Genomic DNA, 14,398 nt, shown 5'->3' on the forward strand with positions numbered 1-14,398 from the left:
GAAGGGGATTCAGAAGCGCGCGAGGCCGCTCGGCGGGGCCTCGTGCGGCGGGCCGGCCAGGTGGTCGATCGCGCAGCGGGTGACGTCGAGGCCGATGGTGAGGAGGGTGCCCCACTGCTCGTGCGGCGGCTTGTGCGCGTCGGGGCGCATGCAGACGACGGCGTCGGCGCCTCCCTCGCCGCAGAAGGCCCTCGCCCGCTCGGCGGGTGTGAGCCCCGGCAGGCCGGCGCGCACCGCGCGCAGGTGGGCGAGGCGCTCGGCCGTCATCGAGTCGGCCGGTCCGGTGTCCGCCGCCGCGAGTCCGGCGTCGAGGAAGTGGTTGGTGTGCAGCAGCCAGCCGTCCTCGCCCGCCGGGACGACCGCGAGGCCGGCGGGAGACAGCTCCAGGCTCGCGGCGGCGCCGGCGGTGACCACGGTCAGCGAGGTGGACGCGCTGACGCGTGCCGTCGAGGCCAGCTCGACGGCCTGGTCGAGGGTGTCCGCCTCGTCGAGGATCCGGCGGGCGACCGCGTGCACGGGCACGCCGCCGTCCGCGGAGTCGGAGGCGTGGAAGAGGATGTTGAAGTGCACGCCGAGGCCGGCGCTGTTCACGCCGATCTTGCCGGGGGCGCCGAACTCGGTGAAGAGCTTCACCCTGCGACCCTCGCGCGGCGTCAGCTCGTGCAGCAGCGCGTCCGGGACGAGCATGTCGTGCCAGTCCCAGGTCTGCACGGTCTGGGGCGCGGCCCCGGCGGGGGCGAACACCGCCGTGGAGCACTCGCCCTTCCCCGGCTGCGGGCAGCCGGCGAGGACCTCGGTGCGGGCGCCGACGGCGGCGACCTTCCAGCGCTCGACGCCGGCCGCGTCGGCGCAGGCGTCGGACTCCTCGGCCAGGGCGGGCGCCCAGGCCCGCAACGCCTCGTGGCTGCGTCCGGCGATGTCACGGACCCGCTCCTCGGGCAGGCCGAGGACGGCGAAGTGCTCGCGGTAGAGCTCCGCGACGCGGCGGACGTGGGGAGCGAACCGGGTGCCGACGAGGGTCCCGCGCTCGCGGGGGTCGGTCGTCTCGGTCGTGAGGGTGTGCAGTTCCACGCGTGTTCCTTCGGAGCTGGTGAGGCCGCGGGCCAACGGGGCGGCGGGCATCAAGCTAGGAACGTAAAACGTTTTATGCAATGCTTGGGGGCAGGATCGGGCACCGATCCGCGGCATTCGGTTCAGGACGGGCGGCACGATGGCACGGGCGCGGGGCATCACGATCAAGGACGTGGCGCGCAGGGCGGGGGTCTCCATCACCGCCGTCTCGCACGCCCTCAACGACAAGGGCACGCTCAGCGCCGCCACGCGCGAGCACATCAGGACCGTCGCCGACGAGATGGGGTACGAGGCCGACGCCCTGGCCCGGGGACTGCGGCGCTCCACGATGGGGGCCGTCGGTCTGGTGCTGCGCTCCCTGGACGCCCTCGGCGACTACGCGCCCGCGGGCGTGGACGTCTTCGAGCGGTTCGTGGGCGCCGCCGCCTCACAGGCCCTGGCGCGCGGACTCAGCCTCATGCTGGTGCCGGACCTGACCCGGGCGCCGGTGCCCCCGCTCGCCTTCTCGCTGGACGGCTACATCGTCACGAACCCGCACGTGGACGACCCGGTGATCGCCCGCCTCGAAGACCGGGGCATCCCCTACGTGACCTACGGCCGGCCGCCCGGGCGTCCGGACTTCACGCACTGGGTCTCGGAGGACGACGAGGTCTCCGCCCGGCTGGTCCTGAACCACCTGGCGACCGCGGGGGCCCGCTCCGTCGCGCTCGTGCGGGGCACCGACCCGAACGCCTGGAACCTCGAACACCAGGAGCTCTACCTCGACTGGTGCGCGGAGCGCGGCAGCACGCCCCGGCTGTACGAGCTGCCCGAACGCGCGGGCGTCGAGGGCGGCGTGGCGCTGGCCGACCGGCTCGTCGCCGAGGGCCCGCCGGACGCGGTCTTCTGCCTCACCGGACGCCACGCGGCCGGTGTGCAGCGGGGCCTGACGGCCCGGGGCGTGCGGGTCCCCGAGCAGACCATGGTGGTCGCCGGCTCCGACTCCGAGCACGCCCGCAACAGCAGGCCGGCGATCTCCGCCCTGGAGCTGAACCCGGTGGACAGCGCGGCGGCGCTCCTCGACATCCTCCAGTCCCTCATCGCCGGCCGCCCCACCGAGGGGCCGCGCCTCACCCGGGCCCGCTTCCGTCCGAGGGCGTCGACCCGGCGGTAGGCCGGCGGGGGAAGAACCGGCCCGTGCGAATCGGAGGGCGGGCGGAGCGGGCCGCCGCGAGCAGACCCTCCCTGTCGGCGATCTTGACGCGAGGCCGCCCCTGGAGACGGCCCTCGGCGCGCTCGGCCTCGTCGATCGCCCGCCAGCCGTCGAGGCCGACGGCGGCCGGGTGCCCGCCGGACGCCGGAACTCCGCCCACGGGCGCGGTCAGCAGCCCGGCGTCGAGGTCGTCGAGCAGCGCGGAGACGGTCTCCTGGGCACAGGACTTGTTGGTGCCGATGAAGCCGCTGGGGCCGCGCTTGATCCAGCCGGCCACGTACACGCCCGGTGCGACCCGGCCCCGTTCGTGGGGCACCGTGCCCGTCGCCTCGTCGAACGGGAGCCCCGGGACCGGCCGGGCGCGGTAGCCGATCGCGCGCAGCACGAGCGAGGTCCCGATGGTCTCGGTCCCCCGGTCGGCGGAGGGTCCCGTGCCTTCCACGGCCAGGCCGGTCACGCGGTCGCCGCCGAGGATCCCCGTCGGACGGGTCCGGAAGCGCAGGACGATGCGGCGCCGTCCCGGCACGGGGGTCCGGGCGGCCAGTTCGGCGAGCACCGCGGCCTTGGGGCCCGCGCCGGCGGGCACGTCCTCGGGCGGGCCCTCGACGAGGACGTCGACGCCGTCGAGGGCGGCGAGCGCGAGCAGCTCCGGCAGGGTGAAGGCTGCCTCGGCCGGTCCTCGGCGACCGAGGACGACGACCTCACGGACGCGGCTCGCGCGCAGCGCGGCGAGGGCCCGGTCGGAGATGTCGGTACGGGCCAGGGCGTCGGGGTCGGCGGTCAGGACGCGGGTCACGTCCAGGGCCACGTTGCCGTTGCCGACGACGACGGCCCGCTCGCCGTCCAGGGCGTAGTGATCGCCGGCGTGGTCGGGGTGGCCGTTGTACCAGGCCACGAAGCCGGTCGCGGAGGCACTGCCGGGCAGGTCCTCGCCGTCGATGCCGAGGCGGCGGTCGGTGGCGGCGCCCACGGCGTAGACCACGGCGTGGAAGTCGCGGACCAGGTCCTCGTGGCGCAGGTCGCGCCCGATCTCCGTGTCGAGCCGGTACGAGAAGCCGGGCTGGCTCTCGACGGCCCGGAAGAGCCCGGCGACCCGCTTCGTGTCCTGGTGGTCGGGTGCCACGCCCGCGCGGGCGAGGCCGTACGGGGTGGGGAGCCGGTCGTGGACGGTGACGGTCACGCCGGGATGCCGGAGCAGCTCGTCGGCGGCGAACAGTCCGGCCGGTCCGGCGCCGACGACGGCGACCCGCAACCCCTCGGTGGCGGCGCGGCGTTGGGGCGGTACGACGGCCATCGGCGCCCGGTCCTCGTGCGGATGGCCGTCGTAGTAGGCCCGGTTGAGCGCGAGGAACGGCAGCTCCGCCTCGGTGAGCGCGGTGTGCGGCTTCAGCGCGTCGACCGGGCAGGCCGAGGTGCAGGCGCCGCAGTCGACGCAGGTGCGGGGATCCACGTACAGCATCTCGGTCTGCCCGAAGCCGGGTTCGCCGGGAGCGGGGTGGATGCAGTTCACCGGGCAGGCGAGGACGCAGGAGGCGTCGGCGCAGCACGACCGGGTGACGACGTAGGGCATGGTTCTCCGTTCCGGGCCTACGGGAGGTCAGGCGGCGTGCGGGGCGGGCTCGCCCCGGTGGCGGGAGGGGCGGCCGTCGATGCGCAGCGCCTTCCAGACCCGCCGGGAGGCCCTGTTCATGAGGCCGATGTCCTCGGCGAGCATCCGTACGTCGGAGAAGAGGTCGCGGAGCATCTTCTCGCCGTCGGGCGACTTCCAGAAGATGTCCTTGATCACCCAGTGGGGTACGCCGATCGTCTCGGCGGTCTTCCGGTCGGGGACCACGATGACGTCGCCGAGGACCCGCATGATGACCGGGAAGGCCACGGAGAGCGCGCCCCTGCGCGCCCTGCCGTAGCGGGGGACCTTGACGCGCAGGTACTCGTGGGCGAAGGAGATGTGGCGGGCCTCCTCGGCGACGTGGATCTGCATGAGGCGGCGCATCAGGGGGTGCATCTCGTCCCCGCTGCGCAGGATCGCCTTCTGGAGGTGGTCGATGGGCTCCTCCCCGGCGAGGACTCCGGTGAAGAAGGACTCGGGGACCAGGGACCCGGCCAGCGGCAGGAAGCGGCTGAGGACGCGGAAGGAGCGCCGCCCGCCGGGGACGTCGGCGCCCGCGCGGTTCACGAACTCCTGGAACATCTGGGTGTGGTGGCACTCCTCCGTGACCTCGTGGGTGAGGTAGCGGAATTCCGGGTTCTGGTTGGGCAGCGAGAACAGGTAGTCCATCACCCCGCGGATGAGCACGTTCTCGAACTGCATGCCCACCTTGACGATGTTGGCGTAGCGCCACAGGCCGATGCGCGTGCGGACCTCCAGGGGCTGTTCCCGGTACCACGGGTGGCCGCCCAGGGGGTCGGCGGCGGGGAGCACCCAGCGTCGGTCGGTCGGGTCGACCGCGAAGTCGGGGTGGTCCCAGTCGATGTCGGTGAACGCGTCGAAGTGGATGTGCACCGAGGCCTCGGACAGGGTCCTGAGCCTCTCGTGATAGCTCTGCACGCTGGTCATCGTCGTCCTCGGTCTCTCTCGCGGTCTGCTGTCCGGAGCGGGCGCGGTGCGGAACGGGCGTGGTGCGGAACAGGTGTGGTGCGGGGTATCGGACGGTGCGGGACGGGCGTGGTGCGGAGGAACGGGCGGTGCGGGGCAGGCGTGGTGCGGACGAACGGGCGGTGCGGAACGGGTGTGGCGTGGTCCCGAACGGAGTCAGGCCGCAGGGGACTTGTCGGGCCGGGCGGCGGGGACCGCGCGGCCGAAGCGGAGGGCGGGATCCTCGATCGGGGACCGCTTCAGCGCACGGCGGTCGCGGTAGTAGTCGTTCCGGATCCGCCACGGGTCCCGGGTGCCCTGACGGGGCATGATCGCGTCGCCGCGGGCGATGTACCCGGAGGTCAGCGACTCGCCCATGACGGAGACGGAGGACCGGTCCCCCTCGTCGGCGACCGGGGTGACGGTGGCGAGGCCGTGCCGGTCCATGTGGGCGACGAGGCGGCTGACCCAGTCGGCGGCGAGGTCGGCCTTGAGCGTCCAGGAGGCGTTGGTGTAGCCGATGATCATCGCCAGGTTGGGGACGCCGTCCAGCATGACGCCCTTGTAGAGCAGGTGGTCACGGGTGACGACGGGCGCGCCGTCGACGGCGAGTTCCATGCCGCCGGCGAGCTGCATGCGCAGGCCGGTGGCCGTGACGACGATGTCGGCGGGGATCTCCTCGCCGGACCTGACCTTGACGCCGGTCTCGGTGAACGTCTCGATGTGGTCGGTGACCACGGACGCCCGCCCGCTCCTGAGGGTCGTGAAGAGGTCGCCGCCGGGCACCACGCACAGCCGCTGGTCCCAGGGCTTGTAGCTCGGGGTGAAGTGGCGCATGTCGACGCTCTTGCCGAGCCTGGCCCGCACGGCCGCGAGGAGGACCTTGCGCATCAGGCGCGGGGCCTTGCGGCACAGGGCGTACAGGCCGCGCTGCATCGCGATGTTGCGGGTGCGGCCGACCCGGTGGACGAGCGCGGCGGGGACGCGCAGCCGCCGGAGGAGCACGGAGAGCGGGTCGTCGGCGGGGAGGGCCAGGACGTACGTGGGCGAGCGCTGGACCATGGTGACGTGCGCGGCGTCGGGGGCCATCGCGGGGACGAGCGTGACGGCGGTGGCGCCGCTGCCGATGACGACCACGCGCTTGCCCGTGTGGTCGAGGTCGCGGGGCCAGTGCTGCGGGTGCACGAGGGTGCCGCGGAAGCGCTCCTCGCCGGGGAACTCCGGGCGGTGGCCGGCGTCGTAGTCGTAGTAGCCGGTGGCGCCGACGAGGAAGCGGGCGGTGAGGACGTGCGTCTCGCCGGTGGTCTCGTCGCGGGTCTCGACGGTCCAGCGGGCGGCGTCGCTCGACCAGTCGGCGCGGACGGCCCTGCGCCCGAAGCGGATGTGGTCGGTGACGCCGTGCTCCTCTGCGGTGGCCCGGATGTAGCGGCGGATGTCCGTGCCGTCGGCGAGGACCTTGGTGCCGTGCCAGGCACGGAAGCCGTAGCCGAAGGTGTACATGTCCGAGTCCGAGCGGATGCCGGGGTAGCGGAACAGGTCCCAGGTGCCGCCGATCCCGGAGCGCCGCTCGATGATCGCGTACGTGGCTGCGGGGTTGCCGTCGAGCAGGTGGCAGGCGGCACTGATCCCGGACAGCCCCGCGCCGATGATCAGCACGTCGACCTGCTGGTTCTCCATGTCCATCCCCTCTGCGGCCGGTGGTGGCGGTGCGATTCTCCCCCGCCGCCCTCCCGGCGCCTTCACGGCACCCTCCGGCGCGTTCCGGCGCCTTCTCGGCACCGGAATTTACCTGTGTCACCGCGTCCAGGGTACTGGCGGTAACGTGACGTGCGCCACCCCTCGGGCCCCGGTCCGTGGCGCCCGCCGGGTACGATCCACGCCGTGGCCGAGCACAGACACACACGCGACGACAGGCGCCCCGACGGCCGCGACACCCGATGGACCGGGCACCGGGCCGAGCGCCGGGACCAGGTGCTCACCGCGGCCCTCACCGTCATCGGCCGCGAGGGAACGACGTTCAGCGTGGCGGCGATCGGCGCCGAGGCCGGGATGCCCCGCTCCGTCGTCTACCGCATCTTCCGCAGCCGTGAGGACCTCGACGAGCAGATCCGCGCGCGCATCACCGACGATCTGATGGCGGCCCTCTCCCCCGCCCTCGACCCCAAGGGCACGATCCGCGAGTCGATCGAGCACGCCGCCGCCACCTACGCCGGCTGGGTCGCGCTCCACCCCGAGCTGTACCGGTTCCTCGGCACCGGCTCGCCCGCCGTCACGGGCACCCGCACCGCGATCGCCCTCCACCTGGCCGTGCTCCTGGACAGGTACGCCGAGCGCTTCCTCGACGGGGAGCAGGCGCCCCCGGGCTTCCAGCTCAACCTGGCGTTCGGCATGGTCGGCCTGGTGGACGGAGTGGTGAACCAGTGGGCCGCCCACCCCGGGCCCAGGAGCTCCCTCGACGACCTGACCCGGTTCCTGGGCGACGCCCTCTGGGGCATGCTCGCCGGCTCCACCACGCGTCTGGGCATCAAGCTCGACCCCGACCAGCCGATCGACCTGACGTGACGGGGCGTGACATGAACGTTCCCCGGCCGTGTCCGCCGGGGTGCCTCCGGCGGAGCGGTGGGCGGCTCCCCGACGCGGGTGAGGGCCGGGGCACCGCGTAGGCTCGTCGGCGAAGGACCGCGGGTAGGACGGTGGGCAGGGAACGGTGGATGGCTGAGGCGCCCGGGCAGGGTACGGAGTCCGGTGACGGCGACAGGGCGCGCGCCGCGACCGTGCGGGTGTTCGTCGCGCTGGCCCCGCCCGACGACGCGAAGGACGAGCTGGCCCGCGCGCTCGGCCCGGCGTACGAGGCGTACCCGCGCATGCGGTGGAACCGCATCGAGGACTGGCACATCACGCTGGCGTTCCTCGGAGAGCTCCCCGCGGCGACCGTCCCCCTCCTGCGCGCCCCGCTGGCGGAGATCGCCGCGGCGCGGCGGCCCGTGGAGCTGGCGCTGCGCGGCGGCGGGCACTTCGACGACCGGGTGCTGTGGAGCGGGATCGAGGGCGACCTCGACGGACTGCACGCGCTGGCCGACGAGGTGCGCACCGCCGTCAAGGAGTGCGGGATCCCCTTCGAGGGCCGGCCGCTGCGGCCCCATCTGACGCTGGCGCGCGCCCGCCGTGACGATCCGGCGTCCGTGCTCGAGATCGCCGCCGGACTCGTCGGCTTCAACGGCCGCCGGTGGCCGGCCGAGCGGCTCCATCTCGTCGCCAGCGACTACGGCCGCGGTCCGGGTCCGATCCGCTACCGCGACATCGAGGCCTGGCCCTTCGCCCTGCGGTAGCCGAGGGTGCGGCACTCGCGGGTGAAACCCAGGGAGGCGTACAGCTTCGCGGCCGGGAGGTTCTCGGCGTCATGGTTGACCGTGACGCGCCGCAGGCCGAGCGCCGCCATGCGGTGCAGGGAGTCGGCCATGACGGCGCGGGCCAGGCCCAGGCGCCGGAAGGCCTCGTGGGTGCCGACGGGCTCGAAGTGCCCCAGGCCGTTGCGCGCGTCGGTCCAGTGGACGGCGTAGGCGCCGATGCGTCCGTCCGGTGCCTCCGCCAGGATCTCGCGCCCCGGGTCGTAACCGGGGCGGGTCATCATGCCGTCCCGGTAGGCGGTGCCCGTCCAGTCGGAGCCGAACGAGGCGTTGCGGGCCTCGGCGAGGCCCTCGGCGTCGTCGAGGGTGGCCGCGCGGACGGTGAACCCGGTCGGGACCTCGACGGGTGGGAGGTCGCGCAGGTCGCGGGTGTTCACGTCGTCCCAGACCCGGAAGCGGCGGAAGCCGAGTTCGTCCAGGAGACGGCCGCGGGCCGTGTCGGTCTCGAAGAGGTCGGTGAGGACGTGCTCCTCACCCGCCGCCATGTGCCGCTCGGTGGTGTCGGCGGCGAACGTCAGCATGGCGCGCTCGGTGCCGGTGCCGCGCAGGTCCGGCGCGCAGAACGCGTCGAAGGCCGCGCCGAAGCGCAGACAGATCGTCACGCCGCCGGTCCGCCCGTCGCGCTCGTCCTCCCAGACGTGCACCAGGTCGCCGACGGGCGGACCGCCGCGGAGGTTGTCGTAGACGCGGTGCGGAAGCTCGCCCACGTGGTCGTACGCGTCACGACCGGCGAGGGCGATCCACTCCGCCACGGTCTCCTGGAGGCCGGGCATGTCGGAGGGGAGGAACGGTCGTGGCGTGAACATGCACGACGTCTACCGGGCGCGGAGAGGCCGGTGCAAGGGAGTTTCCACGGCGCCGGGGAGCGTGAGGGCCGGGTCAGCCGCCGTACGCGCCCCGGCAGAGGTCGGCCGCGCCCATCGGCGCCTGGATCGACTCGGCCTGGCGGCAGAGCCGGCGCATCTCCGGCGGCCTCGCGTCCGGCTGCCGGTGCGGCGCGGCCGGGACGTGCCGGGTCGTGCGGGGGGAGGCGGGGACGGTTCCCGGGCCCGGCCTCGTACCGGACTTCCGGCGGGACTGCTCGCGTTCCGTGCGCCTTCCCGGCTTGCTCGCCGTGGTGTGCGGGCGGGTGGGGGCAGGCTGGTGCGCACGGGGACGGTCCGGGGCCGGTGCCCCCGCGGCGGTCGCGGTCCGGGCAGGGGTACGGGGCGGCCGGGGGTCCGGCCGGGGCCCGGTGGCCGCGAGGGTCTCGCGCGGGGCCGGTTCGGTGGGCGCGGGCCGGACCGGGAGCGGGGCGGGCGGGCGGTCCGCGGCCGGAGCGAGCCGACCGGGGCGGGTCGGTGGGGCCGGGGCGCGCTCGTGCGGGACGGCCACGCACGCGGAGGTCAGGAGCGTGAGGAGCAGGAGGAGGGTCGTGCGGCGGGCGTGCATGGGAGTCACGGTGCCCGAGGTCCGCGAGGCGGGGTCGGCGGCTCGGCTCCGGTCCACCGTGACGAGTGAACCGCGGCCGTACGTGGACGCGGCCGTCCGACGGGCGGCGAGGGCCGGACGAATTTCCCTGGCGGGGCCCGGTTCTCCTGCGTGAGGATGTGCCCATGAACGATCATCCCGAGCGCTGGAGCCAGGCGACTGTCTACCCCGACATGTGGGCGGACCCTGCCGACGACCCCCGTGACACCGGGGGCGAGGGTCCGGAGGGCGAGCGGGCCACGCTGGAGGACTTCCTCTCGGGCTACCGACTGACCCTGCGGATGAAGTGCGAGGGCCTCGACCCGGAGCAGCTGGCCCGCCGCTCCGTCCCGCCGTCGACGATGTCGCTCCTCGGACTGATCCGTCACCTCGCCGAGGTGGAACGGGACTGGATCACCTGGATCACGGGCGAGCCGCTGCCGAAGGTGTACGGCGAGCGTGACGCGGACTTCCACGGAGCCGTCGCCGACCCGGCGGTCGTCGACGCCTCGTACGCCGATCTGGAGCGCGAGCAGGCGGCGGCCGACGCCGCCCTCGCCGCCCTGCCCGACCTGGGCGAGCGGCTCCCGAAGGACGGGATCGCGGTGCGGGAGCTGATGGTGCACCGGATCGAGGAGTACGCCCGTCACTGCGGCCACGCCGACCTGCTCCGCGAGTGCGTCGACGGACGCGTCGGCCAGTAGCGGCCGCGGCTCCCCCGCCACTCCGGGGAAGGGTCACGGCTTCCCGGCACCTCCCGGCCGCCGGCGGGCCGGCGGCCCTGGTGGGTCACCGGTCGGCGAGGAGGGCCGCCAGGGCGTCGGCGGTGGCCGGGTGGCTCGTGAGGAGCTCCACGCCCGGTGCGGCCGTCGTCGTCCAGCCCTCCGTACCGCCCAGCAGCTCCGCGAGGGCGTCGCAGGTCGCCGGGTGGGCGGGGAGCAGGGCCACGCCCCGGGGCGCGCCGGCCGGGGGAACGGCGCGCGGGGCGGCCGGTCGCTCCTGCCACGGCGGGACCCAGGCGTCCAGGGCCGCGAGCCGGGCCGGGAAGATCCGTCCCGCCTCCCGGATGAGCAGCGGGGCCAGCTCCGCCGCGTTCGAACGGAGGGTCGTGATGAGGACCGGGAGCCACGGCAGCAGGACGGCGTCCGGCAGGCGCCCGAAGGCGTTCGACACGGCCTCCACCACCACGTCCGCCAGGGCCGGCACCGGCTCCAGGGCGTGGACGAAGCCGCTGAGGTACCGCGGGTAGGAGGGCACGGCCAGGGGGTTGGCGAGGAGTTCGTCGCAGCGGGCCCGCAGCTCCGCCCGGGAGAGCGTGCCCAGCTGGACCCGCGCCGCCCACAGCAGGGCCGTCTTCGCCGGGTCGCCGGGGTGCGCCTGCGCGACCGCCAGTTCCAGCTGGGTCCTGTCGCAGCCCAGGGAGAGCGCCAGGTTCTCCATGCCGAACAGGAAGCCCAGCATCGCCGCGACCTGCCCCACGGTCACGTCCTCGTCGCGGAAGGCCGTCGGCAGCAGCGTGCAGTAGTGCGCGTACCCGGTGCGCACGAAGGACTCGATCCACGGCGGCAGCACCGGCTCGCTCGTGCGGTAGTACGCGAGGAGGCCGCGGACCCGGCGGAGGACCTCCGGCGCCCCGTCGACCGTCCGCTCCCCCGCGAGCACGTCGAGGGCACGGGTGCCGAGCTCGTCGGCGAGCCGCCGGCCGCCGAGGTACAGGGTGGCGTCCTCGACGGCCGCGAGGACCTCGGCGGTGGTCGCCCGGGGGCCGTACGCGGTGCGCCGCAGCCGCTGCTCCAGGACCTGTTCGAGGCTCACGCCCTCGTAGCCGAGCTCGATGAGCGCCCGCTGGTGGGTGCCGAGGGCCAGGTCCCAGGACTCCTGGATCGACCGCTCGCCGAGCCGCCGCTCCCCCATGACGGGCCGCGCCGCTCCGTGCGGCAGCAGTCGGCGCAGCATCCACAGGACGTCGGAGCAGGCCTCGAGACCCGGCCGGGAGGTCATGTCGAGGAGGGCCCGGCGCACGCCCCGCTGCTGGAGGTCGATCCCCAGGGGTGCCAGTCGGTCGTGGACGTCGCGGGCGAGCGGCGGCAGGGCCTCGTAGCCGACCTGGCCGATCCGGTCGCCGCCCATCATGTTCTCGACGAGCCGGCGCACGTCGCGGCGCCCGGGGACGCTGTCCTTCTCGATGCAGGTGACCGCCGCGTCCTGGAAGTCGTACGGGGTGGGCTTGGCCCGGTCCCGCATGCCGGCGAGCAGGATCGAGGTCTCGAAGACGGCGATCGCGTCGGCGGTGGAGGCGAGGTAGCCGTTGCGGCGGGCGGCGCGGACGACGTCCACGGACCAGCCGAGGAGTTCGGCCTCGTCCAGGGTGTCGAGGACCGGCGGCCTCTGGAGGAAGCCGCTGAGCCGGTCCTCGGCCGGTGGCGCGGCGGCGGGAGGCACGGTCGGCGCGACCGCCCTGGTCCCCGTCCGCTTCGTGCCGGCCTGGCCGTCCAGGCGGTACGGCTTCACCCGGGTGCGCTTGAGGTTCTTCGTCCACTGGGTCGCCGCGAGGGACACGGAGCCGGAGGCGAGGCCGAACTGGGCCTCGATGGCGGCGTTGCTGGAAGGGATCAGCCCGTACTGCCAGGTCGTGGCCGTGCGGGGCGTGATCTCGAAGCCGTCGCCGCCGTGCACGCCGAACTCGGCGACCCGGCTGGCCGCGTGGAAGGCGCCGCATACGTACAGGCAGTCCGCCGGGTCGGTGCCGGTGGCCGCCAGGTGCTCGCGCATCCGGGTCCACATGTGGCGCTCGCGGTCCTCGTCGACGCGGACGCGGTCGCCGTCGCCCGGGGCGAGCCGCCGGAACAGGCTGCCGATGAGGAACATGACCTGGCGGTAGGTGTCGTGGTCGCTGTCGCCGAGCGGCACCTCGACGTACTGGTGCCACCACTCCGACCAGTGCCGCACCTTGCCGTGCCGGAGGAGGTGTTCCTCCAGGTCGGCGAAGCGGGGACGCAGGTCGCCGATCTCGACGCCGACGGCCTCGCCGTGGAGCGCGGTCTCCGCTTCGGTGCCCGTCGCGGTCCCGGCGCCCTCCGGGGCCCGGGCGTCGGGGCGGTCGTGCCGGGGATCCCACTGGAAGACGTGGTCCGAGGAGCGGTCGACGAGGACCAGCTCCACGCCGGGGGTGTCGAGGGCGTACGCGAGGGCCTGGTACTCGGCGGAGGCCTCCGTGATCGGGGCGACGACCGACAGCGGCGCCCAGTCGGCGGGGAAGCCGTCGATGTCGCTCGCGAACGCCTGCACCGCCACGGGCAGCCGGCAGTTCCGCAGTTCGGTGAGGAGCGGCGCCATGTCCTCGCACAGCTCCAGGTAGACGACCTTGGGCTGCTTCTCGCGCAGCCGGCGGGCCATGGCGAGGGCGGAGGCGGGCGAGTGGTGGCACACCGGGAAGATCTCCAGCGGCTCCGCGACGGCGCGGTCGACGTCGTCGACGAGCCCGAGGAGGATGCCCTCCAGGGCGTCCGGTCCACCGGCGAACCGCGCCGCGGCCTCGTGGAGTTGACCGCGGAGCGCGGCGAACGGCGCCCCGGTCACGACAGCTTCGCGATCGCTTCGCGGCCGCCTTCGAGGAACTCCGGCCACGAGCCGCCCTCTTCCTTGCCGCGCGGCTCGACGACGCCGTGCAGGTACTTGTTGAGGATGGCCAGGTCCTCCGGCTCGCGCCGGGCCAGCGTGCCGACCAGGGAGGCGGCGAGGGAGCGGGCCGTCAGGGTGCGTTCACCGAAGAAGTTGCCGTGCAGGATCGAGTCCTCCAGGACGCCGATCTGCTCGGCGGTCGACAGCGCCGACTCCAGCTTCTCGTCGTCGCCGCCTGCCGCGGCGGCGGAGGCCCGCAGGTCGGCGAAGCTCTGCAGGAGCACGTCGAGGAGGGTGGGCGGCACGTCCAGCTCGATGGAGTGCCGGCGCAGCAGCTCCTCGGTGCGGAAGCGGACGATCTCGGCCTCGCTCTTCTTGTTCGTCACGACGGGGATGCGGACGAAGTTGAAGCGGCGCTTGAGCGCGGACGAGAGGTCGTTGACGCCCCGGTCGCGGCTGTTGGCGGTCGCGATGACCGAGAAGCCGGGCTTGGCGAACACGATGTTCTCGCCGTCGGCGCCGTCGAGTTCGGGGACCGAGACGTACTTCTCGGAGAGGATCGAGATGAGCGCGTCCTGGACGTCGCTGGTGGCGCGGGTCAGCTCCTCGAAGCGGCCGATGGTGCCGGTCTCCATCGCCGTCATGATCGGCGAGGGGATCATCGACTCGCGGGACTGGCCCTTGGCGATGACCATCGACACGTTCCACGAGTACTTGATGTGGTCCTCGGTCGTGCCGGCCGTGCCCTGGACCACCTGGGTGGAGTTGCGGCTGATCGCGGCCGAGAGGAGCTCGGCGAGCCAGCTCTTGCCGGTGCCGGGGTCGCCGATGAGGAGCAGGCCGCGGTCGGAGGCGAGGGTGACGATGGAGCGCTCGACGAAGCTGCGGTCGCCGAACCACTTCTGCGCCACCTCGCGGTCCAGGCCGTCGGCGCGCTCGGAGCCCAGGATGAACAGGCGGACCATCTTCGGGGACAGGCGCCAGGAGAAGGGCTTGGGGTGGTCGTCGATCGACTCCAGCCAGTCGAGTTCCTCGGCGTACTTGATCTCGGCGGGAGCGCGGAGCAGGTCGGACATGCGAAGG

At 74.0% G+C, this 14,398-nt stretch carries 12 protein-coding genes; 4 read left to right on the forward strand and 8 right to left on the reverse strand.

All coding sequences use genetic code 11. The features are described 5' to 3' along the window. Window positions 1–9: 9 nt before the first annotated feature. Entirely contained in the window at window positions 10–1,071 is a 1,062-nt protein-coding gene (locus tag ABTY59_RS18650) for a C45 family autoproteolytic acyltransferase/hydrolase (protein ID WP_352020052.1), read from the reverse strand. Window positions 1,072–1,210: 139 nt separating this feature from the next. Here ABTY59_RS18650 and ABTY59_RS18655 point away from each other — a divergent pair, with 139 nt between their 5' ends. Continuing rightward, window positions 1,211–2,224: a LacI family DNA-binding transcriptional regulator gene (locus tag ABTY59_RS18655; protein WP_352020053.1), complete on the forward strand. Its 1,014-nt coding sequence runs from the start codon at window positions 1,211–1,213 to the stop codon at window positions 2,222–2,224. On the opposite strand, the gene ABTY59_RS18660 is transcribed toward ABTY59_RS18655, so the two are convergent. The 3 genes from ABTY59_RS18660 to ABTY59_RS18670 form a co-directional block, all read right to left on the reverse strand. Next, a complete protein-coding gene (locus ABTY59_RS18660) occupies window positions 2,181–3,833 on the reverse strand; it encodes an FAD-dependent oxidoreductase (protein WP_352020054.1) in 1,653 nt (550 codons plus the stop codon). The genes ABTY59_RS18655 and ABTY59_RS18660 overlap by 44 nt on opposite strands. A gap of 27 nt (window positions 3,834–3,860) precedes the next feature. Continuing rightward, window positions 3,861–4,820: an AurF N-oxygenase family protein gene (locus tag ABTY59_RS18665; RefSeq protein ID WP_352020055.1), complete on the reverse strand. Its 960-nt coding sequence runs from the start codon at window positions 4,818–4,820 to the stop codon at window positions 3,861–3,863. A 195-nt stretch (window positions 4,821–5,015) separates the two neighbouring features. Continuing rightward, entirely contained in the window at window positions 5,016–6,515 is a 1,500-nt protein-coding gene (locus tag ABTY59_RS18670; RefSeq protein WP_352020056.1) for a flavin-containing monooxygenase, read from the reverse strand. A 204-nt stretch (window positions 6,516–6,719) separates the two neighbouring features. Between ABTY59_RS18670 and ABTY59_RS18675 the strand changes: the two genes are divergently transcribed. Both ABTY59_RS18675 and thpR read left to right on the forward strand, forming a co-directional pair. Then, window positions 6,720–7,400 (forward strand): TetR/AcrR family transcriptional regulator, encoded by a 681-nt coding sequence (locus tag ABTY59_RS18675; protein WP_352020057.1) that lies wholly within the window; start codon window positions 6,720–6,722, stop codon window positions 7,398–7,400. A gap of 149 nt (window positions 7,401–7,549) precedes the next feature. Further along, window positions 7,550–8,167 (forward strand): RNA 2',3'-cyclic phosphodiesterase, encoded by a 618-nt coding sequence (gene thpR / locus ABTY59_RS18680; RefSeq protein WP_352020058.1) that lies wholly within the window; start codon window positions 7,550–7,552, stop codon window positions 8,165–8,167. Here thpR and ABTY59_RS18685 read toward each other — a convergent pair. Next, complete coding sequence (locus tag ABTY59_RS18685; protein ID WP_352020059.1) at window positions 8,128–9,051, reverse strand: GNAT family N-acetyltransferase; 924 nt, start codon at window positions 9,049–9,051, stop codon at window positions 8,128–8,130. The two genes, thpR and ABTY59_RS18685, sit on opposite strands and share 40 nt — an antisense overlap. A gap of 73 nt (window positions 9,052–9,124) precedes the next feature. Next, a complete protein-coding gene (locus ABTY59_RS18690; protein ID WP_352020060.1) occupies window positions 9,125–9,733 on the reverse strand; it encodes a hypothetical protein in 609 nt (202 codons plus the stop codon). Between the two features lie 107 nt (window positions 9,734–9,840). On the opposite strand from ABTY59_RS18690, the gene ABTY59_RS18695 reads away from it, so the two are divergent. Continuing rightward, entirely contained in the window at window positions 9,841–10,398 is a 558-nt protein-coding gene (locus ABTY59_RS18695; RefSeq protein WP_352020061.1) for a mycothiol transferase, read from the forward strand. A gap of 85 nt (window positions 10,399–10,483) precedes the next feature. On the opposite strand, the gene ABTY59_RS18700 is transcribed toward ABTY59_RS18695, so the two are convergent. Together ABTY59_RS18700 and ABTY59_RS18705 are read right to left on the reverse strand one after the other, a co-directional pair. Next, window positions 10,484–13,273, reverse strand: a complete 2,790-nt coding sequence (locus tag ABTY59_RS18700; RefSeq protein ID WP_352020062.1) for a DUF5682 family protein — start codon at window positions 13,271–13,273, stop codon at window positions 10,484–10,486. Next, complete coding sequence (locus ABTY59_RS18705; protein ID WP_352020063.1) at window positions 13,270–14,391, reverse strand: ATP-binding protein; 1,122 nt, start codon at window positions 14,389–14,391, stop codon at window positions 13,270–13,272. Before ABTY59_RS18705 ends, ABTY59_RS18700 begins: the two co-directional genes overlap by 4 nt. Window positions 14,392–14,398: the final 7 nt, after the last annotated feature.

Source organism: Streptomyces sp. NPDC096079, assembly GCF_040303145.1.
In the GTDB taxonomy this organism is placed as follows: domain Bacteria; phylum Actinomycetota; class Actinomycetes; order Streptomycetales; family Streptomycetaceae; genus Streptomyces.

Bases quoted from the DNA above. Each gene is read 5' to 3' on its own strand.
- ABTY59_RS18655 (WP_352020053.1), top strand. From the start codon at position 1,211: ATGGCACGGGCGCGGGGCATCACGATCAAGGACGTGGCGCGCAGGGCG.
- ABTY59_RS18660 (WP_352020054.1), bottom strand. From the start codon at position 3,833: ATGCCCTACGTCGTCACCCGGTCGTGCTGCGCCGACGCCTCCTGCGTC.
- ABTY59_RS18665 (WP_352020055.1), bottom strand. From the start codon at position 4,820: ATGACCAGCGTGCAGAGCTATCACGAGAGGCTCAGGACCCTGTCCGAG.
- ABTY59_RS18670 (WP_352020056.1), bottom strand. From the start codon at position 6,515: ATGGAGAACCAGCAGGTCGACGTGCTGATCATCGGCGCGGGGCTGTCC.
- thpR (WP_352020058.1), top strand. From the start codon at position 7,550: ATGGCTGAGGCGCCCGGGCAGGGTACGGAGTCCGGTGACGGCGACAGG.
- ABTY59_RS18685 (WP_352020059.1), bottom strand. From the start codon at position 9,051: ATGTTCACGCCACGACCGTTCCTCCCCTCCGACATGCCCGGCCTCCAG.
- ABTY59_RS18695 (WP_352020061.1), top strand. From the start codon at position 9,841: ATGAACGATCATCCCGAGCGCTGGAGCCAGGCGACTGTCTACCCCGAC.
- ABTY59_RS18705 (WP_352020063.1), bottom strand. From the start codon at position 14,391: ATGTCCGACCTGCTCCGCGCTCCCGCCGAGATCAAGTACGCCGAGGAA.